The 22,691-nt window shown below is 68.9% G+C and carries 19 protein-coding genes, 2 tRNA genes and 1 pseudogene; 19 read left to right on the top strand and 3 right to left on the bottom strand.

Annotated features, from left to right (window positions below; translation table 11 throughout):
- The first annotated feature begins 254 nt into the window (after positions 1–254).
- From ACPXCB_RS16835 to ACPXCB_RS16825, 3 genes are all read left to right on the top strand, one after another.
- Positions 255–3,122, top strand: coding sequence for a PQQ-dependent sugar dehydrogenase (locus ACPXCB_RS16835; RefSeq protein ID WP_425876426.1), 2,868 nt, complete (start codon positions 255–257; stop codon positions 3,120–3,122).
- Between the two features lie 74 nt (positions 3,123–3,196).
- Positions 3,197–5,302: a ThuA domain-containing protein gene (locus tag ACPXCB_RS16830; RefSeq protein ID WP_425876424.1), complete on the top strand. Its 2,106-nt coding sequence runs from the start codon at positions 3,197–3,199 to the stop codon at positions 5,300–5,302.
- A gap of 311 nt (positions 5,303–5,613) precedes the next feature.
- Complete coding sequence (locus ACPXCB_RS16825; protein WP_151455397.1) at positions 5,614–6,621, top strand: sugar phosphate isomerase/epimerase family protein; 1,008 nt, start codon at positions 5,614–5,616, stop codon at positions 6,619–6,621.
- Positions 6,622–6,714: 93 nt separating this feature from the next.
- On the opposite strand, the gene ACPXCB_RS16820 is transcribed toward ACPXCB_RS16825, so the two are convergent.
- Positions 6,715–7,119, bottom strand: coding sequence for a hypothetical protein (locus ACPXCB_RS16820; RefSeq protein WP_425876422.1), 405 nt, complete (start codon positions 7,117–7,119; stop codon positions 6,715–6,717).
- 270 nt (positions 7,120–7,389) lie between these two features.
- Here ACPXCB_RS16820 and ACPXCB_RS16815 point away from each other — a divergent pair.
- From ACPXCB_RS16815 to ACPXCB_RS16775, 9 genes and pseudogenes are all read left to right on the top strand, one after another.
- Positions 7,390–7,462 (top strand) — tRNA-Asn (locus tag ACPXCB_RS16815).
- A gap of 281 nt (positions 7,463–7,743) precedes the next feature.
- Positions 7,744–8,986 (top strand): annotated as a pseudogene (locus tag ACPXCB_RS16810) (NAD(P)/FAD-dependent oxidoreductase).
- 43 nt (positions 8,987–9,029) lie between these two features.
- Complete coding sequence (locus ACPXCB_RS16805; RefSeq protein ID WP_425876420.1) at positions 9,030–9,983, top strand: hypothetical protein; 954 nt, start codon at positions 9,030–9,032, stop codon at positions 9,981–9,983.
- Positions 9,980–11,671, top strand: coding sequence for a M16 family metallopeptidase (locus ACPXCB_RS16800; protein WP_425876418.1), 1,692 nt, complete (start codon positions 9,980–9,982; stop codon positions 11,669–11,671). Before ACPXCB_RS16805 ends, ACPXCB_RS16800 begins: the two co-directional genes overlap by 4 nt.
- 63 nt (positions 11,672–11,734) lie before the next feature.
- A tRNA-Ile gene (locus tag ACPXCB_RS16795) sits at positions 11,735–11,811 on the top strand.
- A gap of 68 nt (positions 11,812–11,879) precedes the next feature.
- The gene (locus ACPXCB_RS16790; protein ID WP_425876416.1) at positions 11,880–13,142 is read left to right on the top strand and encodes a tyrosine-type recombinase/integrase; all 1,263 of its coding nucleotides are present in this window, start codon (positions 11,880–11,882) and stop codon (positions 13,140–13,142) included.
- Positions 13,143–13,255: 113 nt separating this feature from the next.
- Positions 13,256–14,185: a hypothetical protein gene (locus tag ACPXCB_RS16785; protein WP_425876414.1), complete on the top strand. Its 930-nt coding sequence runs from the start codon at positions 13,256–13,258 to the stop codon at positions 14,183–14,185.
- A 712-nt stretch (positions 14,186–14,897) separates the two neighbouring features.
- Positions 14,898–16,025, top strand: a complete 1,128-nt coding sequence (locus tag ACPXCB_RS16780) for a hypothetical protein (RefSeq protein ID WP_425876412.1) — start codon at positions 14,898–14,900, stop codon at positions 16,023–16,025.
- A gap of 41 nt (positions 16,026–16,066) precedes the next feature.
- Positions 16,067–16,630, top strand: coding sequence for an HD domain-containing protein (locus tag ACPXCB_RS16775; RefSeq protein ID WP_425876410.1), 564 nt, complete (start codon positions 16,067–16,069; stop codon positions 16,628–16,630).
- Here ACPXCB_RS16775 and ACPXCB_RS16770 read toward each other — a convergent pair.
- Together ACPXCB_RS16770 and ACPXCB_RS16765 are read right to left on the bottom strand one after the other, a co-directional pair.
- Positions 16,618–17,088: an NUDIX hydrolase gene (locus ACPXCB_RS16770; RefSeq protein WP_425876408.1), complete on the bottom strand. Its 471-nt coding sequence runs from the start codon at positions 17,086–17,088 to the stop codon at positions 16,618–16,620. The genes ACPXCB_RS16775 and ACPXCB_RS16770 overlap by 13 nt on opposite strands.
- A 4-nt stretch (positions 17,089–17,092) precedes the next feature.
- The gene (locus tag ACPXCB_RS16765) at positions 17,093–17,851 is read right to left on the bottom strand and encodes an XRE family transcriptional regulator (protein WP_425876406.1); all 759 of its coding nucleotides are present in this window, start codon (positions 17,849–17,851) and stop codon (positions 17,093–17,095) included.
- A gap of 136 nt (positions 17,852–17,987) precedes the next feature.
- On the opposite strand from ACPXCB_RS16765, the gene ACPXCB_RS16760 reads away from it, so the two are divergent.
- The 7 genes from ACPXCB_RS16760 to ACPXCB_RS16730 all read left to right on the top strand — a co-directional run bounded on the left by ACPXCB_RS16760 (position 17,988) and on the right by ACPXCB_RS16730 (position 22,686).
- Positions 17,988–18,227 carry a helix-turn-helix domain-containing protein gene (locus ACPXCB_RS16760; RefSeq protein ID WP_425876404.1) on the top strand — a complete coding sequence of 80 codons (240 nt, stop codon included), beginning with the start codon at positions 17,988–17,990 and terminating at the stop codon, positions 18,225–18,227.
- Positions 18,227–18,457 carry a DUF6284 family protein gene (locus tag ACPXCB_RS16755; RefSeq protein ID WP_425876402.1) on the top strand — a complete coding sequence of 77 codons (231 nt, stop codon included), beginning with the start codon at positions 18,227–18,229 and terminating at the stop codon, positions 18,455–18,457. The genes ACPXCB_RS16760 and ACPXCB_RS16755 overlap by 1 nt, the downstream gene beginning before the upstream one ends.
- A gap of 12 nt (positions 18,458–18,469) precedes the next feature.
- Positions 18,470–18,679: a hypothetical protein gene (locus tag ACPXCB_RS16750; protein WP_091301309.1), complete on the top strand. Its 210-nt coding sequence runs from the start codon at positions 18,470–18,472 to the stop codon at positions 18,677–18,679.
- Positions 18,676–19,467 carry an ABC transporter permease gene (locus tag ACPXCB_RS16745; protein WP_425876400.1) on the top strand — a complete coding sequence of 264 codons (792 nt, stop codon included), beginning with the start codon at positions 18,676–18,678 and terminating at the stop codon, positions 19,465–19,467. The genes ACPXCB_RS16750 and ACPXCB_RS16745 overlap by 4 nt, the downstream gene beginning before the upstream one ends.
- 89 nt (positions 19,468–19,556) lie before the next feature.
- A complete protein-coding gene (locus ACPXCB_RS16740; protein WP_425876398.1) occupies positions 19,557–20,024 on the top strand; it encodes a DUF3307 domain-containing protein in 468 nt (155 codons plus the stop codon).
- A gap of 213 nt (positions 20,025–20,237) precedes the next feature.
- Positions 20,238–20,408, top strand: a complete 171-nt coding sequence (locus ACPXCB_RS16735) for a hypothetical protein (RefSeq protein ID WP_425876396.1) — start codon at positions 20,238–20,240, stop codon at positions 20,406–20,408.
- A 97-nt stretch (positions 20,409–20,505) separates the two neighbouring features.
- A complete protein-coding gene (locus ACPXCB_RS16730) occupies positions 20,506–22,686 on the top strand; it encodes a cell division protein FtsK (RefSeq protein ID WP_425876394.1) in 2,181 nt (726 codons plus the stop codon).
- The last annotated feature ends 5 nt before the right edge of the window (positions 22,687–22,691 follow it).

The raw sequence follows: 22,691 nt of genomic DNA, 5'->3' as shown, positions 1-22,691 counted from the left end.
GCGGAAGGTATGGACACATCGATGTCCGCCATTTAATGTCGGGCCATCACGAATCTGTTTCGTCGAGGTGAACCGGCGGCGCGGGAACCCATCGACTGGTGACCTCCGATCGATGGGGTCCACTCCATCCCTCGCAGGTCGCGGCCGGCCGGGCACGGCACCCCGGCGGGCCGACCGCATCCCCCGCTACGGCATCCGGCGCGACGGCGCGCGCCCGCCCTGGCAGTCACTCGTCAGGAAGGGACGGCACACCCATGTCCACCCAGGACGCCCCCACCCCACGGCTCCGACGACGGTTCTCCGCCGCCTCGGCGCTGCTGCTGGCCGCCACCGCCGGCACGGTCGCCCTCGGCGCCGGCCCGGCCACGCTGGGCGGCCCAGGCCCGGCCCAGGCCCACCCCATCGTGGGCACTGACTTCCAGCAGGTCACCCTCGCCAAGGGCGTCGCCGAGGTGGGCGAGCCCATGACGATCGCGGTGCTGCCGGACCGGTCGGTCCTGCACACCGCCCGCAACGGCACCGTCCGGCGTACGGACTCCGCCGGCACCACCTCCGTGATCGGCACGCTGCCGGTCTACACCCACGACGAGGAGGGGTTGCAGGGCGTCGGGGCCGACCCGAACTTCGCCAGCAACCGGCACATCTACCTCTACTACGCGCCGCCGCTGGCCACCCCGGCCGGCGACGCGCCGGCGACCGGCACCGACTTCTCGGCCTGGCAGGGCGTCAACCGCCTCTCCCGGTTCACCCTCAACGCCGACTTCACGATCAACACCGGCAGCAAGGTCGACATCCTCGACGTGCCCGCCGACCGGGGCATCTGCTGCCACGTCGGCGGCGACATCGACTTCGACGCCGCCGGCAACCTCTACCTCTCCACCGGCGACGACACCAACCCGTTCGACTCGGCCGGGTACGCGCCCATCGACGAGCGCACCAACCGCAACCCCGCGTACGACGCGCAGCGCAGCGCGGCCAACACCAACGACCTGCGCGGCAAGATCCTGCGGATCAAGGTGAACGCCAACGGCACGTACTCGATCCCGGCGGGCAACATGTTCGTCGACTCGGACGCGCGGACCCGCCCCGAGATCTACGCCATGGGCTTCCGCAACCCGTTCCGGATGAGCGTGGACCGGGCCACCGGCATCGTCTACGTGGGCGACTACGGCCCGGACGCCGGCACCACCAGCGCCCGGGGGCCGAGCGGGCAGGTGGAGTTCGACCGGGTCACCGGGCCCGGCAACTACGGCTGGCCGTACTGCACCGGCACCAACACCGCCACCGAGACGTACGCCGAGTGGGACTTCGCCGCCGGGACCGGTGGGGCGAAGTACAACTGCTCCGGCGGGCCGACCAACAACTCGTTCCGCAACACCGGCCTGCCCACCCTGCCCGGCGCGAAGCCGGCCTGGATCCGGTACGCCGGCGACGCCGGCACCCCGCCCGAGTTCGGCGGCGGCTCCGAATCGCCGATGGGCGGCCCCGTCTACCGCTACGACGCCGCGCTGAACTCCACCACCAAGTTCCCGCAGTCCTTCGACGGGCAGTTCTTCGCCGGCGAACTCGGCCGGGGCTGGGTCAAGCCGATCCACCTCAACGCCGACGGCAGCCCGGGCGGCATCGACACGTTCCCGTGGAACGGCAAGCAGATCATGGACATGGCGTTCGGGCCCGAGGGCGCGCTCTACATCCTCGACTACGGCACCGGGTACTTCAACGGCGACGCCAACTCGGCGCTCTACCGCTACGACTACATCGCCGGTGGCAACCGGGCGCCGACCGCCGTCGCCGCTGCCGACAAGACCTCCGGCGCGGCTCCGCTGACCGTGAACTTCTCCTCGGCCGGGTCCAGCGACCCGGAGGGCGGGGCGCTCACGTACTCCTGGGCGTTCGGCGACGGCACCAGCTCGACGGCGGCCAACCCCAGCAAGACGTACACCGCCAACGGCACCTACCAGGTCACCCTGACCGTACGCGACCCCCAGGGCGCCACCGGCACGGCGAACGTGCAGATCGGCGTCGGCAACACCGCGCCCACGGTCACCATCACCAGCCCGGCCAACGGCAAGCTGTTCAGCTACGGCGACACCGTGCCGTTCAGCATCACGGTGACCGACCCCGAGGACCCCGCCATCGACTGCGCCAAGGTCAAGATGACGTACGTGCTGGGCCACGACAACCACGGTCACCAGATCACCTCGAAGAACGGCTGCTCCGGCTCGATCACCATCCCCGTCGACGGTGAACACGACGACGCGGCGAACATCTTCGCCGTCTTCGACGCCGAGTACACCGACGCGGGCGGGCTGACCACGCACAAGCAGCACACCCTCCAGCCCCGCAAGCGCCAGGCGGAGCACTTCAAGACCTCCTCCGGCGTCGGCACCTTCGACAAGGGCACCGCCGAGGGCGGCAGGACCGTCGGCGACATCAACAACGGCGACTGGATCGCGTTCGAGCCGTACCGGATCGACAACGCGACCTCGTTCAGCGCCCGGGTCTCCTCGGCCGGCGCCGGCGGCACCCTCCAGGTGCGGGTCGGCTCGCCCACGGGCACCGTGCTCGGCTCCGCGACCGTGCCGGTCACCGGCGCCTGGGACACGTTCACCACGGTCAGCGGCAGCATCTCCGGGGCGCCGGCCAGCACCGGCACGCTCTACCTCACGTTCGCCGGCACGGGCACCGGCGCGCTCTACGACGTGGACACGTTCGCCTTCACCACCGGCTCGACGGGGGTCCGCACCGGCCCGGTCGTCGGGCTCGGCGGCAAGTGCCTGGACGTACGCAACGCGGCCACCGCCGACGGCACCCAGATCCAGATCTACGGCTGCAACGGCAGCGCCGCGCAGACGTGGACGGTGACGCCGAACTCGACGGTGAAGGCGCTGGGCAAGTGCCTGGACATCTCCGGCGGCGGGTCCGCCGACGGCACGAAGATCCAGCTGTACGGCTGCAACGGCACCGGCGCGCAGAACTGGTCGGCCCAGGCGGACGGGACGCTGAAGAACCCGCAGACCGGCAAGTGCCTGGACGTCTCGGGCAACACCCCGGCCGACGGGCAGGCCGTGCACCTGTGGACCTGCCACACCGGCGCCAACCAGAAGTGGACCCTGCCCTGACCTGAGGCGGGGAGGGGCACGACGCCCCTCCCCGCCCCGGCAGGCCCTTGACAGCCCCGGCATTGGAGAGCGACATGCGCAGACTCCTCCGACCCCTCCTCGGCGCGGCCACCGCCGTCCTCGCCGTCCTCGCCTGCACCACCCCGGCCACGCCGGCCAGCGCCGCCGACGCCCCGTACGACGTGCTCGTCTTCTCGAAGACCGCCGGCTTCCGGCACGACTCCATCGCGGTCGGCACCCAGGCGATCCGCGACCTCGGCGCGGCCAACAACTTCACCGTCACCGCCACCGAGGACGCCGCCCAGTTCACGACCGCCAACCTGTCCCGCTTCGAGGCGGTGGTCTTCCTCAACACCACCGGCGACGTGCTCGACGGCACGCAGCAGAGCGCCTTCGAGTCGTACATCGGCGCCGGCGGCGGGTACGTCGGCGTGCACGCCGCCGCCGACACCGAGTACGGCTGGTCCTTCTACGGCAACCTGGTCGGGGCGTACTTCGCCTCGCACCCGGCCATCCAGCAGGCCAACGTGAAGGCGGAGAACCGGGCGCACCCGGCGACCGCGCACCTGCCGCAGACCTGGCCCCGCACCGATGAGTGGTACAACTACCAGACCAACGCCCGCTCCACGGCCCGGGTGCTGGCCACCCTCGACGAGTCCTCCTACACGGGCGGCTCGATGGGCGCCGACCACCCGCACTCCTGGTGCAAGACCTACAGCGGCGGCCGGTCCTTCTACACGGGCGGCGGGCACACCCAGGCGTCGTACGCCGAGCCGGCCTTCCGCGCCCACCTGCTCGGCGGCATCCGGTACGCGGCCGGCCGGGCCAAGGCCGACTGCCGGCCCGAGACCGGCTACACGCCGCTCTACAACGGCTCCACCACCGGCTGGTCGCAGGCCGGGCCGGGCAGCTTCAGCAACGCCGACGCCACCCTCACCTCGGTCGGCGGGATGGGCCTCTACTGGTACAGCGCGAAGCAGTTCACCAACTACTCCCTGAAGCTGGACTGGCGGCTCGCCGGCGACGACAACTCCGGCGTCTTCATCGGCTTTCCGCCGTCGAGCGACCCCTGGTCGGCGGTGAACAACGGCTACGAGGTGCAGATCGACGCCACCGACGCGGCCGACCGCACGACCGGCGCCGTCTACACCTTCAAGTCCGCCGACATCGCCGCCCGGGACGCGGCGCTGAACCCGCCGGGGGAGTGGAACACCTACGAGCTGTTGGTCGAGGGGGAGCGCCTCCAGGTCTTCCTGAACGGCGTGAAGATCAACGACTTCACCAACACCGACCCGGTCCGCTCGCTCGCCGGCCACATCGGGCTGCAGAACCACGGCACCGGCGACGATGCCTCGTTCCGCAACATCCGGATCAAGGAACTGGGCGTCAACCCGCCGGTCGGGAACACCGTCCAGGCCGAGGCGTTCAGCTCGGCCTCCGGGGTCGCGCCGTTCACCAAGGCCGGCGCGAACGGCGGGCAGACCCTCGGGAACATCGATCCGGGCGACTGGGCCGCGTACGCCGGGATCGACCTGACCGGCACGACGTCGCTGCGGGCGCGGGTGGTCTCCGGCGGGCCGGGCGGCACCATTCAGGTGCGTACCGGCTCCACGACCGGCACCGTCCTCGGCTCGGTCGCCGTGCCGAACACCGGCGGCTGGAACACCTTCGCCGACGTCACGGCCGCCCTCTCCGGTGTGCCGTCCGGCACCGGCACGCTCTACCTGACCTTCACCGGCTCGGGCACGGGGCTCTTCGACGTGGACGACTTCACCCTGGTCAGGTCCGGCGGCAGCGGCGGCGTCGGCCCGATCCGCGGCCTGGGCGGCAAGTGCCTGGACGTGCGCAACGGTGCCACGGCCGACGGCACCCAGATCCAGATCTACGGCTGCAACGGCTCCACGGCGCAGACGTGGACGGTGACGCCGAACTCGACGGTGAAGGCGTTGGGCAAGTGCCTGGACATCTCCGGCGGCGCGTCGGCCGACGGCACGAAGATCCAGCTGTGGACGTGCAACGGCACCGGCGCCCAGAACTGGTCGGCCCAGGCGGACGGGACGCTGAAGAACCCGCAGACCGGCAAGTGCCTGGACGTCTCGGGCAACACCCCGGCCGACGGCCAGGCCGTGCACCTGTGGACCTGCCACACCGGCGCCAACCAGAAGTGGACCCTGCCTTGATCCGCTGACCCTCCCGTTCCTCCCCCGCGATCCCGCGGTCCGCGCCCGGCACGGTGTGCCCACCGGGGACGGAGAGCCGCAGGATCGCGGGGAGGGGCGGGGGCTTTCGTGGGGGGCCCGGCGGCTCTAGAGTGGGGGCGGCGACCGTGGCGGTTGCCGGTGACCGGCGGGAGGCGCAACCCGGCGGGTCCAGGTGCACGCCCGCACCCACCGGTGTCCCGCCGTGGCCCGCCGCCGTACCGGCCCGGCCGGTCACCCTCGCCCCGGTCACGCACCCACGGAATCCCCCATCAGCACAGGGGAGAAGCACCATGGCGCGACCCATCACGCTCTTCACCGGCCAGTGGGCCGATCTTCCGTTCGACGAGGTCTGCCGCCTCGCCTCCGAGTGGGGCTACGACGGGCTGGAGATCGCCTGCTGGGGCGACCACTTCGAGGTCGACAGGGCCCTCGCGGACGACTCGTACGTCGAGCGGAAGCGCGAGACCCTGGCGAAGCACAACCTGAAGGTCTTCGCGATCTCCAACCACCTGGTCGGCCAGGCCGTCTGCGACCACCCGATCGACGAGCGGCACCAGGGCATCCTGCCCGCCCGGATCTGGGGCGACGGCGAGCCCGAGGGCGTACGCCGCCGCGCCGCCGAGGAGATCAAGGACACCGCCCGGGCGGCGGCGAAGCTCGGGGTGGACACCGTCGTCGGCTTCACCGGCTCGTCGATCTGGCACACGCTGGCGATGTTCCCGCCGGTGCCGCCGTCGATGATCGAGCGCGGCTACCAGGACTTCGCCGACCGGTGGAACCCGATCCTGGACGTCTTCGACGAGGTGGGCGTGCGCTTCGCCCACGAGGTGCACCCGAGCGAGATCGCGTACGACTACTGGACGACGAAGCGGGCGCTGGAGGCGGTCGGGCACCGGCCCGCGTTCGGGCTGAACTGGGACCCGTCGCACTTCGTCTGGCAGGAGCTGGACCCGGTGAACTTCATCTTCGACTTCGCCGACCGGATCTACCACGTCGACTGCAAGGACGCGAAGGTGCGCACCGGCGACGGGCGGCGGGGCCGGCTCGCCTCGCACCTGCCGTGGGCGGACATGCGGCGCGGCTGGGACTTCGTCTCCACCGGCCACGGTGACGTGCCCTGGGAGGACTGCTTCCGGGCCCTGAACGCGATCGGCTACGCCGGCCCGATCTCGATCGAGTGGGAGGACGCCGGGATGGACCGCCTCGTCGGCGCCCCGGAGGCGTTGCAGTTCGTCCGCCGGCTCGCCTTCGACGCCCCGGCCGCGGCCTTCGACGCCGCGTTCACCAGCAAGGACTGACCGCCCCGGGGTCGCACCCGAGCGGGCCGGCGTCGGGGCCCGCACACGAACGGGCCGGTCGCCCGGAGGCGACCGGCCCGTCCGAAGGTGCGATCAGAGGGTGCTGCCATTGGTGCCCGAGCTGGACGGCTTGCTACGGGGCGTGGCGGTGGTCGACGTCGACCCGGAGGTCGGGGTCGTGCTCGACGACCCGGTGGAGCTCTTCGCACCGACCGTGGCCGGCGTGCCGGCGAACGCGTCGTCGGCGGCGGTCAGCTCCTGCTTGTGGCCGTTGCTGCCGAGCTTCTCGCCCAGCTTCGACTGGCCGAGCTTGTCCTTACCCTCGCTGTAGAGGCGGGTCGCCTGGGCCTGCGCGACACCGGCCGCCTCCTGGACGGTCGGGTGGTCGAGCACCTTGCGGCCCCGGATCACCAGCTCCTCGTACTTCTCCCGACCGGCACGGGCGCCCAGGACGAATCCCGCAGCCAGCCCGCCAAGGAACATCATCTTTCCGCGCATGGCGGCTCCTTCCGTACCTGACGCGCCGTCGACCGACGGTTACCCCGCCGGAGGCGACCAAATCGCGCCTGCCTTCTCTGTCTGCAGCTAACTACCCATCCTGCTCTCCGCTCATACCTCCTTGTGCCCGGATGACGATTTGTCCGGGTTTATTGTCGTGTGCGCGGGCGCCGATCGAAGCGGTAACCCCCTGGACCAACACCCCCCGGAATCCTGTACTCTTGTCCCGTCCGCACGGCGCAGCGAGATCGGCGCCGGACGACGCAACGGTCCCCCGTAGCTCAATTGGCAGAGCAGCCGGCTGTTAACCGGCAGGTTTTTGGTTCGAGTCCAAACGGGGGAGCTTCCACCAGACGCCCGTCGGCTACGCCGGCGGGCGTTCGCCGTTCCCGCCCCGTGTCGGCCGGCCGTCGCGCGCGCCTGCCGGCCGTCGCCCGGGCCCGTCGTGGCGGGGATCGTGCCCGCCCGGTGCGGGACGACCTGTTTCGCCCACTCCCGGGCCGCGCGCCCGGCAGGATGGTCGCTGTCGACTTGGACTCCCGCTGCGTCGATTCATGCGTCGATTCGTGGTAGGTGAGTGGCCGGGCCGGCTGTCCCGGACGGACGGAGAGCGGGAGGTGCGCGATGCTCGCCGAGACCGATGTCGTCGTGGTCGGTGGCGGCCTGGCCGGGCTCGCCGCGGCCCGGCGGCTGCACCGCGCGGGCGTGCCGTGGCGGCTGCTGGAGGCCGGCGGCCGGCTCGGCGGCCGGGTCGCCACCGACGCCGTCGACGGCTACCTGCTGGACCGGGGCTTCCAGGTGCTCAACACCGCGTACCCCCGGATCGGCGCCCTGCTCGACGTCGACCGGCTGCGCCTCGGACACCTCACCTCCGGCGTGCTGGTGCGCCGGGGCGACCGGCTGGCCCGCCTGGTGAACCCGCTGCGCGAACCCACCGGCGCGCCCGGCACCGCGCTGGCCGGCGTGGGCTCCCTGCTCGACCGGCTACGGTTCGCCGCGCTCGCCACGGGCTGCGCCACCCTGCCGAAGGAGCGGCTGCTCGCCGCCCCGGAGACCACCACCGAGGCGGCGCTGCGCCGCGCCGGCCTCTCCGACACGATCATCGAGGAACTGCTGCGGCCGTTCCTGTCCGGGGTCCTCGTCGACCGCGAGCTGGAGACCTCCAGCCACGTGCTCGCGATGGTGCTGCGCTCCTTCGCCCGGGGCCGGATCGGCCTGCCCGCCGAGGGGATGGGCGCGCTGCCCCGCGCCGTCGCCGACCCGCTCCCGGCGGCGCTGATCGACCTGGACACCCCGGTCGCCGAGGTCGCGCCCGGCCGGGTCCGCACCCAGGCCGGTGACCTCCGCTGCCGCGCCGTCGTGGTCGCCGTGGACCCGCCGGCGGCGGCCACGCTGCTGCCAGGTCTGCCGGCGGTACGCACGCACGCACGCCTACACGACCTACTACCACAGCGCGCCGGAGCTGCCACTGGACGAGCCGATCCTGCTCCTCGACGGCGACCGGCGCGAGATCGTCGCCAACACGGTGGTGGTCAGCAGGGCCGCGCCCACGTACGCGCCGGCCGGTCGGCACCTGGTCGCCACCTCGGTGGTCGGCCCGTCGGCCCCGCCCGAGCCGACGGTGCGGGCGGAACTCACCCGCCTCTATGGCCGGTCCACGGCGGACTGGACCCACCTGACCACGGTGTCCATCCCCGACGCGCTGCCCGCCGCGCCCCCGCCGCAGGGGCGGCTGCGCAAGCCGGTGGCGCTGGGGGAGGGCCTGTTCGTGGCCGGGGACCACCGGGACAGCCCCTCCATCCAGGGTGCCCTCGCCAGCGGCTGGCGGGCCGCCGGGGCCGTCCTGTCGGAGCTGCGTACCGGCTGAACGGAGGGTCACGCCCCGTTGAAGATCACTTATGCTCCTCGCCATGCCCGCACCCCTTCCGCCGCCTGACTTCGACGCCGCGGCGGCGTACCCCCAGGTCGGTCAGGTGCGCGCGGCCCTCGCGGCGCGCGACTGGCCGGCCCTGCGCGCGCTCGTGAACGGGCAGGACCCGCACGGCCGGACCTTCCTCGTCGGCGAGGTCGGCGAGGCCGAGGACATCGAGGGATTCCTCCGTGAGGTGCTGGCGCAGCGGCCCGACGACGCGCTCGCCGGCGCCCTGCTGGGGTCGCACCTGATCCGCGCCGGCTGGCGGATCCGTTCGTCCTACCGCGCCCAGCACGTGAGCCGGGAGCAGTTCGCCCAGTTCCACGCCCACCTGCGGCGCGCCGAACAGGTGCTGATCGACGTCACCGCCCGGCACCCGGACGACGCGGCGGCCTGGACGCAGCGGATCACCAACGCGCGCGGACTGGAGCTCGGCCAGGCGGAGGCCCGCCGCCGCTACGACCAGCTCGCCAAGCACCACCCGCACCACCTGCCGGCCCAGGCCTCGCTGCTGCAACAGTTCTGTCCCAAGTGGAGTGGAACCTGGGAGCGGGCGCACGGCTTCGCCCGGGAGTGCGCCGACGCCGCCCCGCCCGGCGCCCCGAACGCGGTGCTGGTGGTCGAGGCCCACCTGGAGGAGGCGCTCGACCACGACGACCTCCGCGAGGCGAGCGCCCACCTGCGCGGCGCGCACGTGCAGCGCGAGATCCACCAGGCGGCGCAGCAGTCGGTCTGGCACCCCGAGTTCCGCAACGACTGGGGCTGGGTCTGGGTGCGCAGCGTCTTCGCGATGGCCTTCTGCCTGATGGACGAGTACCCGGCGGCGGCGCAGCAGTTCGCGGCGATGGGGCCGCTCGGCGACGAGGCGTCGTTCGGCTACATCGACGGCGACTCGACCACGCAGTTCCAGCGGTTCCGCGACAAGGCGTACGCGAAGGGTGGGCGGTCATGATCCAGGAACTGGACGTGGACGGGGTGCCCACGCTGCTCGCCCCCACCGGCGGGCCGATGCGCGCCGGGCTGACCTTCCGGGTCGGCACCGCCGACGAGACGCTCGCCCGCAGCGGCATCACCCACCTGCTGGAACACCTCGCCCTGGCCCCCCTCGGGCTGGCCGACTACCACGTCAACGGCGCCACCGCGCCGGTGTTCACCACGTTCCACATGCAGGGCTCCGCGCAGGACATCGCCACCTTCCTCAGCTCGGTCTGCGCCAACCTGACCGAGCTGCCGACCGGCCGCCTCGACGTGGAGAAGGAGATCCTGCGCACCGAGGACAGCAGCCGGGGCACGGCCGCCGTCGACGACATCCCGCTGTGGCGCCACGGCGCCCGCGACTTCGGCATCACCAGCTACCCGGAGTGGGGGCTCTCCGCGCTCACCGCCGACGACCTGCGGCAGTGGGCGGCCCGCTGGTTCACCCGGGAGAACGCGGTGCTCTGGATCGCCGGGAAGGCCGTCCCCGCCGGGCTGCGCCTGACGCTGCCTCAGGGCGTACGGCAGCCGGTGCCGGCGGCGTCGTCGGCGCTGCCGCAGACCCCCGCGTACTTCGTCGGCGGCTCGCGGGCCGTGGTGCTGGACGCCGTCGTGCGGCGCCGGACCGCCGCGAGCGTCTTCGCCGGGGTGCTGGAGCGCGAGCTGTACCGGGCGCTGCGCCAGGACGCCGGGCTCTCCTACCAGACGACGGCGGGCTACGAGCCGCGCGGCGACGGCCACGCGACGCTGCGGGCGCTGGCCGACGCGCTGCCGGAGAAGCAGGACGCCGTGCTCGGCGGCTTCGTCGACACGCTCGCCAAGCTCCGGGTCGGCCGGATCGAACAGGCCGACCTCGACGCCGTCGTGGCGAAGCGGCAGGACTTCCTCGGCACCGCCGAGGTGGACGCGGCGCGGCTGCCCTCGTACGCCTTCAACGTGCTCACCGGGGAGCGCAACCTCACGGTCGACGAGCACCGCGCCGAGCTGAAGGACGTCAGTACGGACGACGTGCACGAGGTGGCCCGCGAGGCGCTGGCCGGGGCGCTGCTGATGGTGCCCGAGGGACACCGGGCCGACTGGGCCGGCTTCGTCGCAGCGCCCACCCGCTCGGCCGACACGGTCGCCGGCACCCCCTACCGGGAGAAGGAAGGCGACGGCGAGCTGCACGTCGGCGTGGACGGGGTGAGCTGGCTCGGCCGCGGCGGCCCGCTCACCGTGCGGTACGCCGAATGCGCCCTCATGCTCACCTGGCCCGACGGCGCCCGGCAGCTCATCGGCGACGACGCCATCTCGATGCGGATCGAACCGACCATGTTCGACCTGCACCCCGGGGCGATCCGGGTGATCGACTCCCAGGTGCCGGCCGACCGGCAGGTGGCCATGCCGGCCCGCGATCCGGACCGCATCCCGCAGCCGCAGGCCGCTGCCGGCATCGAACGGCGGGAGCCGGCGAAGCGCTCCTGGTGGGAGATCCCGCTGATGGTCGTCAGCGGCCTCGCCGCGCTGGCGATCGGCGGGGGGACCTTCCTGCTCACCCTCGGCATGTTCATCACCGAGACGGCCGAGAGCGACGAGGGCTGGCTGTGGGGCGTCATCGCGGTGGGATGGCTGCTCACTGTTATCCTCGCGTTGCCCATCGTGCTGCTACGCCGGCGACGCCGATGAGCGACGGCGCCGGTTCGTGCTGGCCGGTGATCCACCGGGCGGGATAAGATCCGGCGCGGTAATGGGGCGGTAGCTCAGCCGGTTAGAGCAGGGGACTCATAATCCCTCGGTCGCGGGTTCGAGTCCCGCCCGCCCCACCAGCACAAACGCTAGATCAGCGATCTTTCCGTGGGGCTACTCGTGGTGCGAGCGAGCTACGGTCGTCCCCATGGGGACATCGACCGGGCGCGCGAAGCGCCAGCGAGGCGAGATCGAAGAGCTGCCCAGCGGTTCACTGAGGGTGAAGGTCTACGCGGGCATCGACCCCATCACCAAGAAGCGGCACTACCTGACCGAGACCATCCCGCCCGGCCCGACCGCCCGGAAGGAAGCCGAGAAGGCGCGTACGCGCTTCCTCGCCCAGGTGGATGACCGGCGCAACCCGCGCACCCGCGCCACCGTCGACCAGCTGCTTGACCGGTGGTTGGAAGTGCTCGACGTGGAGACGTCGACCCGGCAGGGGTACGTCAAGAAGCTGAACAAGCACGTCCGGCCGCTGCTGGGCAAGCTGCCGGTGGGCAGGCTGGACGCCGAGACGCTGGAGTCGTTCTACGCGGTGCTGCGGAAGTGTCGGGACCACTGTGGAGGCGCACGGAAGGCCATCGAGCACCGCAAGGCAGGGCCGCACGACTGCACCGACAAATGCCGGCCGCATGAGTGCAAGCCGCTCGCTCCCGCGTCGATCCGGCAGATTCACTGGATTCTGTCCGGGGCGCTGAACCGGGCAGTCCGGTGGCGGTGGATCGCGGTCAACCCGGCAGACCAAGCGGAGAAGCCCGGGATGCCTCAGCCCAACCCGCACCCGCCAACGGCGCCGGAAGCGGCTCGACTGGTCACTCAGGCGTGGAAGGACCCCGACTGGGGCGCGTTCGTGTGGGTGGCCATGACGACAGGGGCGCGACGGAGTGAACTGTGCGCGCTGCGGTGGTCCGCCGTCGACCTGGGCGCCGCCGTGCTGACCCTGCGGACTGCCCTGTACATGGACGACGCGGGGAAGCTGCGGGAGAAGGACACCAAAACGCATCAGCAGCGGCGTGTAGCCCTGGACGCTGAGACGGTGGAGGTGCTGCGCGACCAGCTGGCGCGCAGCGAGGAACGCGCGTTGGCCCTCGGGTTGTCACTGTCCGGCGACGGTTACGTGTTCTCGCCGGACCCGGATGGCGGTACGCCGCTCGTGCCAGACACGGCCACCCAGCGATTCAGCCGGATGGCTGCTCGACTCGGCATCACCACGAACTTGCACGCACTACGGCACTACTCGGCGACGGAGTTGATCGCGGCTGGTGTTGACGTCCGAACAGTCGCCGGCCGGCTTGGGCATGGAGGAGGCGGTGCTACGACCCTCCGTGTCTATGCCGCTTGGCTCTCTGAGTCTGACCAGAGGGCGGCAGCGACGCTCGTAGCCCGAATGCCAGCCCGCCCGGCTAAGTGAATAGCCTTCATATTGTCCGAAACCTGTCACCGAGCGAGCGGGCCATGAGTTTGGCCTGCGAAAGGGGGTAGCGTGAGCGAAACTCACCCCTCTACAGTGGCTGGTGGTAATTAGTGGCTCAACGCACGGTGCGCTTCTACCAAATCTTGAATTCAGCCAAGGAGCGCTTCCCGAACAAGCTTCCGTTCAGTGACCTGCTGGACGCTGTCGCGGAGCTTCCGGACGAAGAAGCATATGTTTCTGTAGCAAGAATGGAGCTTCTGGGGTCGTCGTATAACCCCTCCCCTTCTGGGGCTACTCCCGCTGTTCCGTTGATTACGCTAGATAGAATCACTCGTGACGTCTCTCTCCGTATCGAACGTCGTCGGAACTATCGCCCACTGGTCCTCGGTGACGATGAGACTTTGGCAGAGCCGGCTTTTTATTCGGTCTTCGAAGATAATGTCCTTGCTGTAATGCGGAACTCGGGCTCGGCTCCGGGTACTGCATCGTTCCGCGATTACGTCAATAAGCTTGAGTTGATCGAGGGCGGAATCGAAGTGGTGCCGCTGGCGGATCGAAACACCCTTCGCGCTTTGGCTGACATCGGCACGCTGACCAAGTTTACGCTCGCCGTGGGGCCGGATGTAAATGCTGAGGTTTTTGGTGTTGACAGTTCCGTAACCGGATTTATCAGGCATGCCCGACAACGGCTTGGGTATGTTGCTATCGAGGTGTCGGTTGCAATTGCGCCGAAGGGGCAGAATGATGCTGCTGAGATTGCATATCATGACATTGAGTCGCTTGCCACGTCTGATGCTATTGGCTTCGTAGATAAGGCCGAAATTCGTTACAGGAGGATGCAGGACGGCAAGTCAAAGACGTATGATCTTCTTCAAGAGGCGGTAGCTCAGTCTGTTGATGTCGAACTGGATCAAGGTAAGTCGCAGCCTGAGATGATGTCTGCGGCGCGGGCGATAGCTGCTGCCTACGATGACCTATATGACGACATTCGGTCGGCAATCAACTCCACCTCGACCGTCAACTCGACGGCGTTGTCGTAGGGTCAGCGTAAGGTCTAGCCCATGCTGAGCCGAGTGTGGGACCGGTTGGTTCTATGGTGGTGGCTTGACCACCTCGTAGTCGTGACGCTTGTCGTGTTCCTAGCACTCAAGGTTGCACCTGGCTCAGGGCTTGATGCCCTCGGTCGTCTCAATCTTGCCGATAGGCGCAACGTATATACGGATCTACTCCAGTTGACCGCGCTTTTTGCTGGTTTTGGTGGAGTAATTTTTACGATCTTTATCGGCCTTCGAAGCGCTAAAGTAATTATGGCCCGATCCCAGTTCGGAACCAGGTTGCTGCAGGTGTGGTTAGCGGCTCTTATAACGCCATGGGTCAGCGCCTTTTCTATGGTTCTAGCGAAGATGCTCGATCGTGGGGGAAAGGGTTCGGTAAACGAAGCCCGATGGCTTGTCGTGGGTGCAACCGTTCTTGTGGCCTTCCAATTACTGCGGATTGTATGGGTCTTTTATCAGATCGCGCACATCGAGATGGCCCCCGCAGCGGAGCCGGCAATACCACAAGCGCAGGAGCCAGCGGTGGTCAAGAGGCGTCACGCTAGGCGGGAGGCGTCAGATATCGGGTCTTAGTGTGCAGCGGCAAGGCAGGCGCTGAGAGGGGTGGAAGATGGCGTGGCATTTGACTGTGGATGCCATTGCAAGAGGCGTGAGCTATTGGATGGATTTCGCTGCGGAGGATGGATAACATACCCCAATGGCAACGTTGAGTGCATGGGTCCGTGATCTGAAGGCGGCGACGTTTGAAGAGCCTCCTCCCGTCGCCGACTTAACCCGTCGAGTGCTAGTTCCCGGTTTTTGGGCATTGGATTGCGAAGGCCTAATCGAACTCCAGGCGTTGGGAAGAGTCATCCGCCTTGGGATGCCGCCGGAAGCTGCAAGCGCAATTCGGTGGATGGAGAGAAAGCGTGATGGGGCGACTCTCGACGACTTTGAGATGGCGTTGGGTGCCGGCCTCACGCTGGCCTCCGATCGCAGGATTGAGGTACTAAGTGAGCAGAGCTTCCGCGTTGACGGGCAGGACGATCTGCACTTCCTTCCACTGCCTGCCTTGAGTGACAAACGTTTGGTTTCGCCTACTTCGGTTGACACGGTAATCCCTGCTTTTCGCGAAATCCTGTCGCAACTCGGAGGGCTTTCCGCGGAAGCGGAAGGTGTGCTCAACTCAGCGATTAGCTTGCACTATGGAGCGGTGCTTCTGTTCGACCGGGATTTGGCTGCCGCCTACACGCTGGTGATCGCCGGCATCGAAGCGCTCTCGCGCCAGTTCGGCTCGCCTCCAACTGCGTGGGAGGACTGGGAGCAGGCGGTTAGCTGGGAAAAGTTTGCTAAGAGGCAGGGCCTGACGGACGTGCAGTACTCCGCTCTGAAATCGAAGCTGATGCGCGATAAGCAACTCAAGCTCTCCCAAACCTTTATCAACTATGCTGTGGAACGAATGCCAGTGTCTTTTAAGTCGCTGTCGTGGCGTGAATACACATACGGGGTGGATGCCGGGAGTGGGCAGTGGATTCAGGGGTCCTGGAGTGACGAGAAAGTGATGGGTGATTACCTGCCGGCAGGGCGTGATCAGCTCATCGATGCGCTTAAAGTAAGTTATATGGCTCGGTCGGGCTTCGTGCATTCCGGAGCAAGAGCCGTAAGCTTTTTGGATGATCTTTTTGGGCAGATCCCTGGAAGTGCCGACGGCAGTCGTCCGCTGCCCTTCTTTGTCATGCGGTCCTTGCTTGCCGAATTGATTAGAGTTGAGCTTAAGGCTAATAGTTCTGGGTCTGAATTGCCGGACGTGACTCTTTTGCACGATGCAACACCGGCTGCGGAGTAGCCCGGTCCCCTTGAGGGTGGAGAGCGCGTATCCTCGATCGGGTGGAGCTAGCACATCAGGCACGGAGTGTTGCAGAGGGCTACCTGCGAGAGCCTCTACCTCGAAGATGGCGACATGTCCAGGCGGTTGCCAACAAGGCCGAGTGCCTTGCTGAGTTCGTGGCGCCGGATGAGAAGACGTTGCTTGTCGCCGCTGCCTGGCTGCACGACGTCGGGTATGCCCCGGCTCTGATCGAGTCGGGGCTGCACGCGCTTGACGGTGCTCGGTGGCTGCGCGATAACGGTTTCGATAGTCGACTCGCGGGTCTTGTCGCGTGTCACTCTTGCGCAATCTTCGAAGCGGAGGAACGGGGGCTAGCGAGCGAACTGTCCATGGAGTTTATCGACGAAGAGTCTCCGATCCGAGACGCGCTATGGTACGCCGACATGACCACCGGCCCAGATGGGCAAGATATGACCGTTCCGGAGCGCTTAGCCGAGGTTCGAACCCGCTACGGGCCGGATCACCTGGTGACCCGTTTCTGGGCGCGCGCCGAGCCAACTCTCATGGTTGCCGTTCGGCGCACCGAGGATCGACTATCCGCCGTAAGACCTCACCCAATGTAGGGCTCCCGCCGCCGTTCGTATCCGTGGTCGATGCGGAGTCTCATTGATGGGTGGATCGGCAGGGCGTCCAAGTCTCCTCTGTTAACCCATCGCACGCTAGAAGATTCGCTGCTTGCCGTCGGCTTGCCGCTGATGTATCGACCACGGAAGCAAATCGAAAACTGTTGTCTAACCTCGCCGTCGCTATACGACATGACGTGCTTTGGGTCGGTATAGATTCCGACAATGCCGGTCACCTCAACGTCAATCCCGGATTCCTCCTTGGTCTCGCGAACGGCCGTCTGTGCGATGTATTCACCGAAATCCTGCGCGCCGCCTGGGATGGCCCAGAGCCCATTGTCCGTTCGACGGATGAGTAGCACCCGGTCCTGCGCGTCGAGGACGAACACCGTCACCGCCGGGACGATGCTGTTCGGCTTCGGCGCTTGCGGGTCGTTGTAGTACTCGGTTCTTGCCATGCCGTCAGCCTGCCACCGCTGGCTCCCACACGGGCACTGAGGTTTCCCACACCCGATCGAAGCTGTCTGCGTACGTGTCGAAGAGATCGCCGCCGGCGAGCCGCCGTAGATGCATGACGGGCGTGTGTGCCGCGGGGAAGCCGAAGACGTGCGAGTTGACGAGTATCTCGTCATCGAACCGAAAGATGGAGTTGTAGAGCGTCGTCCGGTGGAAGTGCACCGTCACGCCCTGGACGTCGCGTAGGCGCTGGTAGAAGGCGAGCACGTTCCGTACCTTGCCGCCCATCGCGTCGCCGATCCCTTCCTCAGCGCCTCGCTGCGCGACCTCGGGGCTGTCCGGGTCGCCAAGCAGGATCTCGACTCGGGTGCCGGCCGCAGCCTTTGCCTTGAGCGTGGCGACCAGCTGCGGTTGCTGCTCGGGCAGGAACAGTCCTGCGTAGACGAGGATGCCGATCCGGTCCTGTGCCTGTGAGATCAGTCGTCGCCAGAGGTCATCCGGTACGGCCGCCCTGCGCGGGTAGACCTGTACCACCTCGGATTCCGCCACGCGGTTGGCGCGTTCCTGTGGCATGGCATTCGGCCAGAGGTACGACTCGCTCTCCCTGACCAGCGCGGCGATCGCGTGCCGGTAGCGCGGGTATGGCGCTCGGCCCTGCGTGATCCAACGCTCCACAGTCTTCGGATCGACTCCGACATGCTCGGCAATCGCCGTCGGCGTGAAGCCCTTGCGCAGCATCGCGTCACGTAGCCGGTCGTTCGGCACTGTCGCCTCCAAGGGACGAGTAGGGACGACTGCAAACTACCAAGGACGTCCCTAGTCGTCCAGCCATGTGGTGAAGGTGTCACCCCTCGTGATCGGAAGCTATTTGCACCCCGATCGATGAAGCGGAAGGACACCGATGAAGACCGATCGACCTGCTGGCCACCCCCAGCGGTTCTACACCGTCGCGGAAGCGGCTCAACTGCTGCGTACCTGCGACATGACGCTCTACCGGTCGATTCGTGCGGGTGAGTTCCCGGCGATCCGCATTCGCGGCCGGTACGTCGTCCCCGCGAAGGCCATCGACGCGATCGAGGCGGGCGCCCTCACCAACGGCCTGGTCGACGTGGCCGACTACTGCACTCGGAGCGTGGCGTGATGACGAGCTATGACGGTGAGCCCAGCGCGACGGAACTCGGTGAGGTTGAGCAGGAGTTGCCGCTGATCGAGGCCGAGGTTCTGTTGCTCGACGCGCAGATCGTCGTGCTGACCAGCGACGCCGGTCCGACCGAGTTGGACTGGCAGCGGCTTCGTCGGGCGCAGCGCCGGGTGCTGCGTGAGGCGCGTGCCCTGCTCGCCGTTCGCTCGGCCGACGGCCGGGCCGCGTAGGCGGGTAGCGCCATGAGCCGTCGCTACCCGATTCCCCGCCCCGCTGACGACCCCCGCTTCACGTTCGGTCTGGCGCTGGACGTGGCCCAGGTGCTCGCCGCGCACGGCTACCCGTCGATGGCGGAGCCGTACGACGGGTGCGGGGCGGACCTGGTGGACCTGCAACAAGCCCTGTTCTCGCTCATCTACGGCACCGACGTATCGGAGGGACACCTGTCATGACCGCCCCCACGCTGTCGGCCTTCCCTCGGCCGGTCGAAGACCTGATCCCCGCCGCCCGCGACCTGGCCGACCAGCTCGGCGAGATCCCGTCGCGCAACCGCATCAAGAAGGAGCTGCGGGTGGGTGGTCCGAAGGCTGACGCGATCCTCGCCGCGCTGACCCGGAATGACACCCCAACGGCTACCACCGAGCCCACCAGCGACCCGGCCGGCAGGGTCCCGGACCCAACTGACCCGGTCTTGGCACCGGACCTGCCGCCGGCCAGGGACGGCATCCCGCCGGTCGTGTCGGAGCAGGCAGCACCCGTCGCAGACCTGGGCACCAACATCACGACCGATGCGCTCCCGGACGACTCAACGGACAGCCGGCGGGCGGTGGTGTGGCCGGTGGTGCTGCTGGCCCTGCCCGCGTTCGTGGCGATCTGGTCCGGGTGGGTCGGGCTCGGCGGACTCACCGGGTTCGGCGTGGTGCACCCGCTGCCGGGTATCTGGGACAGCTTCTCCATCAACTCCGCGATCACCCTGCCGATCGGAGTCGAGACCTACGGCGCGTACGCCCTGTACGTGTGGCTGTCCGGCAGGGTGCCCGCCCCGGCCCGCCGGTTCGCCAAGTGGTCCGCCCTCGGCTCCCTCGCCGTCGGCGCGCTCGGCCAGATCGCCTACCACCTCTTGGAAGCCGCCGGAGTCACCTCGGCCCCGTGGTGGATCACCACCGCCGTCGCCTGCCTCCCGGTCGCGGTGCTCGGCATGGGCGCCGCCCTCGCGCACCTCGTCCGCACCCACGACTAGCTATGCCCGGCGGCACGGCCCCTGGCTCGCAACCTGTGCCGTGCCGCCGGCCCTCACTCCTCAGCCAAACGACCTCAGGAGAGACACCCATGTTCCCAGACTCCACGGACCGCCACGCTGCCGCGTTCGCTGCCGTGTTCGTCGCCCTCTACGTCGCCCACCAGGTCGCCGACCACTGGGTACAGACCCAGCACCAGGCCGACTGCAAGGGCCAGCCCGGCTGGACCGGCCGCATCGCCTGCGCTACCCACGTCACCACCTACACCCTCACCGCCGTACTGGCCCTCGTCTTCCTGGTGGCCGGTACCGGCCTGCGGCTCGACCCGTGGGCGGTCGCGGTCGGGCTGACCATCTCCGCCGTCTCCCACTACATCGCCGACCGACGCACCCCGCTTCAGCGCATCGCCGCCGCTCTCGGCTCGGCCCGCTTCTACGCCCTCGGCGCACCCCGACCCGGCCGCGACGACAACCCGAGCTTGGGCACCGGCGCCTACGCCCTCGACCAGTCCTGGCACATCGGCTGGCTGTTCATCGCCGCCCTGATGGCCTCGGCCTGACCGCCCCCGTGGGGCACCCGCTCATCACCGGGTGCCCGTGCGGAGGTGGCCCGACCGGACCACCCCGACCCGCAAGGGAATCCGACGTGACCAGCTGCGCGCACCCCGCCTTCCACTACACCTACGCCAACGGAAAGAAGTACATGGTCTGCACCCAGTGCGGAGCCATGTGGGAGATCTGACCCAGCCGACACGACGAGAGGAACACCACTGATGGCAAGCATCTCGATCGGCTCCACCGGCGGGCGCATCACCACCGGCACCTCGCAGTTGTGGTGCCCGGCCTGCGGCAACGAGAGCAACTGGCGCGACATCACCGCCGACAACCAGCGCATGCACGCGACCTGCGGCGACTGCGGCAACCGCATCTCCGTCAAGAGCTGACCCCGCCCGGCGGCACGGCACCTGGCCTCGACAACCGCGCCGTGCCGCCGGCCCTCGGCCCCCGACCCTTCACGGATCAGATGGAGGAACCCCCATCATGACGTCCCCCCACGATGACGACCGATTCGACTGGCAAGCCGCCGAAGCCGACATCACCGCCGGCCCCGACGCCGAGGTGGTCGACCTGGACGCCGCCCGCGCCGCCCGCACCACCGACCCCGACAACGACGGTGACGGCGGGCCGGTGCTGGTCGACTCGCCGGCCGCGCAGAAGTCCCCGCGGTTCACCCTGTCGGGTGCGCGCGCCGGGCAGCGGCGCCCGATCCTGCCCGCGTGGCTGCGCTCGTTTGACGAGCTGCGCGACGTGATGCGCTGGGCGGTGGGACACCTGCTGCACACCACCGCCTACCACGCCACCCGCCTACCCAAGTACGGCGGCAAGCTACTGCTGCGCGCCCCGGCCGGTGCCGCCCGGATCATCTCGGGTGCGACCCGGTGGCTGTTCGACTGGGAAGGCGAGCAGTTGCGCCAGTCGACCTCCCAGACCCGCGACGGCGAGCTGTACCTCAAGCTGTCCCGGCAGCGTGACCGGCGGGTGCGGTGGCGCGGCATCGTCGCCACCTTCACCCTCGCCATCACCCTGGCCGGTGGCGTGGCGGTGGCGTTCGCGCCGCCGTGGTCGCGGTGGGCAGTACTCGCCATGCTGGTCACCCTGTGCGGGATGTTCGGTCAGCCGGCCGACAAGCCGCTGCTCGACACCGCCGTGGTCATCCCCAGGGTCGCGCGGCTCACCTCGGATGTGGTGGTGCGCGCCCTGGCCGTGCTCGGCATCTCCGGCATCACCCAGGCCATCGCCAAGCAGGGACAACGCGCAATCGCGTTCACCGCCCCGATAGTCCGCGACGGCCCCGGCTGGCGGGCCGACATCGACCTACCGCCCGGCGTGACCGCCGGGGACGTCATCGAGCGCCGCGACCGGCTCGCCGCCGGCCTCACCCGCCCCCTCGGCTGCGTCTGGCCTGAAGGGCAGCCGGAGGTGCACCCGGGCCGGCTGCTGTTGTGGGTGGGCGATCAGGACATGGCCGCCACGCCGCCGAAGCCGTGGCCGCTGCTCAAGACCACGGGCGGGTTCGACCTGGGGCGGCCGGTGCCGTTCGGCACCGACCCACGCGGCCGGGTCATCTCCTTCGACCTGCCGTACACGAACCTGCTCATCGGGTCGATTCCCGGCTATGGCAAGACGGCCGCCACGCAGGTGCCGATGCTCGCCGCCGCGCTCGACCCGTACGCGGAACTGTGGTGCTTCGACTTTAAGGGCACCGGCGGCCTCGACCCCCTGGAGAAGGTGTCCGCGCGGTATGCGTCGGGGCAGGACGACGACACCGCCGAAGAGGGCCTGTTGGCGTTGCGGGAGCTGCGCAAGGAGTGCCAGCGCCGCGCCGCCGTCATCAAGGGACTCCCGAAGGCGGTGTGCCCGGACAACAAGGTCACCCCGGAGTTGGCCCGCCGCAAGAAGCTGGGTCTTCACTGGCTGGTGGTGGCCCTGGACGAGGTGCAGGAACTGTTCTCGCACCCGGAGTTCGGCAAGGAAGCCGGCGAACTGGCCGAGAAAATCATCAAGCTCGGCCGTGCCCTGGGCGTCATCCTCGTCGTCGCCACCCAGCGGCCCGACGCGAAGAGCCTGCCCACCGGCGTGTCGGCGAACGCCGGTACGCGGTTCTGCCTGCGCGTGATGGGTCAGATCGAGAACGACATGATCCTCGGCACCTCGGCGTACAAGAACGGCATCCGGGCGACCATGTTCGCCAAGAAAGACAAGGGCGTCGGCTACCTCGTCGGCGCCGCCGACGACGCGCAGATCGTCCGCACCTTCTACGTCGACGGCCCAACCGCCGAGAAGATCACCGACCGGGCACGCGCCCTACGCGAGGCTGCCGGGACGCTGACCGGCCACGCCATCGGGCAGAGCATCGCCACCCCGGCGGCCCGCCGGGACACGCTGTTGGACGACATCCTCACCGTCGTCCCCGCGACCGAGGCAAAGGTGTGGGCGGAGACGCTGACGGAGCGGCTTGCCGAGTTGAACGCCGAGGCGTACGGGGACCTGACGCGCGATCAGCTCACGGCGGCACTCAAGCCGTACGGCATCACCACGGGGCAGGTATGGGGCACCGACCCGGCCACCGGCAAGGGCGCCAACCGGCGCGGCATCGAACGCGCCCACATCGCCGATGCGGTCGCGGAGCGTAACAAGCGGCGCGGCGACAAAGCCGCCTAACCCGG

The organism is Micromonospora sp. DT62, from assembly GCF_049847285.1.
GTDB classification, from domain to species: domain Bacteria; phylum Actinomycetota; class Actinomycetes; order Mycobacteriales; family Micromonosporaceae; genus Micromonospora; species Micromonospora reichwaldensis.
Note: the sequence above shows the minus strand (reverse complement) of the source record. Positions and strands in the feature narration are given on the sequence as shown.

What these genes read in the sequence shown, in the direction of transcription:
- ACPXCB_RS16800 (WP_425876418.1), top strand. Translation starts at nt 9,980, where the DNA reads ATGATCCAGGAACTGGACGTGGACGGGGTGCCCACGCTGCTCGCCCCC.
- ACPXCB_RS16745 (WP_425876400.1), top strand. Translation starts at nt 18,676, where the DNA reads ATGACCGCCCCCACGCTGTCGGCCTTCCCTCGGCCGGTCGAAGACCTG.
- ACPXCB_RS16730 (WP_425876394.1), top strand. Translation starts at nt 20,506, where the DNA reads ATGACGTCCCCCCACGATGACGACCGATTCGACTGGCAAGCCGCCGAA.
- ACPXCB_RS16805 (WP_425876420.1), top strand. Translation starts at nt 9,030, where the DNA reads ATGCCCGCACCCCTTCCGCCGCCTGACTTCGACGCCGCGGCGGCGTAC.
- ACPXCB_RS16755 (WP_425876402.1), top strand. Translation starts at nt 18,227, where the DNA reads ATGACGAGCTATGACGGTGAGCCCAGCGCGACGGAACTCGGTGAGGTT.
- ACPXCB_RS16825 (WP_151455397.1), top strand. Translation starts at nt 5,614, where the DNA reads ATGGCGCGACCCATCACGCTCTTCACCGGCCAGTGGGCCGATCTTCCG.
- ACPXCB_RS16790 (WP_425876416.1), top strand. Translation starts at nt 11,880, where the DNA reads ATGGGGACATCGACCGGGCGCGCGAAGCGCCAGCGAGGCGAGATCGAA.
- ACPXCB_RS16820 (WP_425876422.1), bottom strand. Translation starts at nt 7,119, where the DNA reads ATGCGCGGAAAGATGATGTTCCTTGGCGGGCTGGCTGCGGGATTCGTC.
- ACPXCB_RS16760 (WP_425876404.1), top strand. Translation starts at nt 17,988, where the DNA reads ATGAAGACCGATCGACCTGCTGGCCACCCCCAGCGGTTCTACACCGTC.
- ACPXCB_RS16735 (WP_425876396.1), top strand. Translation starts at nt 20,238, where the DNA reads ATGGCAAGCATCTCGATCGGCTCCACCGGCGGGCGCATCACCACCGGC.
- ACPXCB_RS16740 (WP_425876398.1), top strand. Translation starts at nt 19,557, where the DNA reads ATGTTCCCAGACTCCACGGACCGCCACGCTGCCGCGTTCGCTGCCGTG.
- ACPXCB_RS16780 (WP_425876412.1), top strand. Translation starts at nt 14,898, where the DNA reads ATGGCAACGTTGAGTGCATGGGTCCGTGATCTGAAGGCGGCGACGTTT.
- ACPXCB_RS16830 (WP_425876424.1), top strand. Translation starts at nt 3,197, where the DNA reads ATGCGCAGACTCCTCCGACCCCTCCTCGGCGCGGCCACCGCCGTCCTC.
- ACPXCB_RS16835 (WP_425876426.1), top strand. Translation starts at nt 255, where the DNA reads ATGTCCACCCAGGACGCCCCCACCCCACGGCTCCGACGACGGTTCTCC.
- ACPXCB_RS16770 (WP_425876408.1), bottom strand. Translation starts at nt 17,088, where the DNA reads ATGGCAAGAACCGAGTACTACAACGACCCGCAAGCGCCGAAGCCGAAC.
- ACPXCB_RS16750 (WP_091301309.1), top strand. Translation starts at nt 18,470, where the DNA reads ATGAGCCGTCGCTACCCGATTCCCCGCCCCGCTGACGACCCCCGCTTC.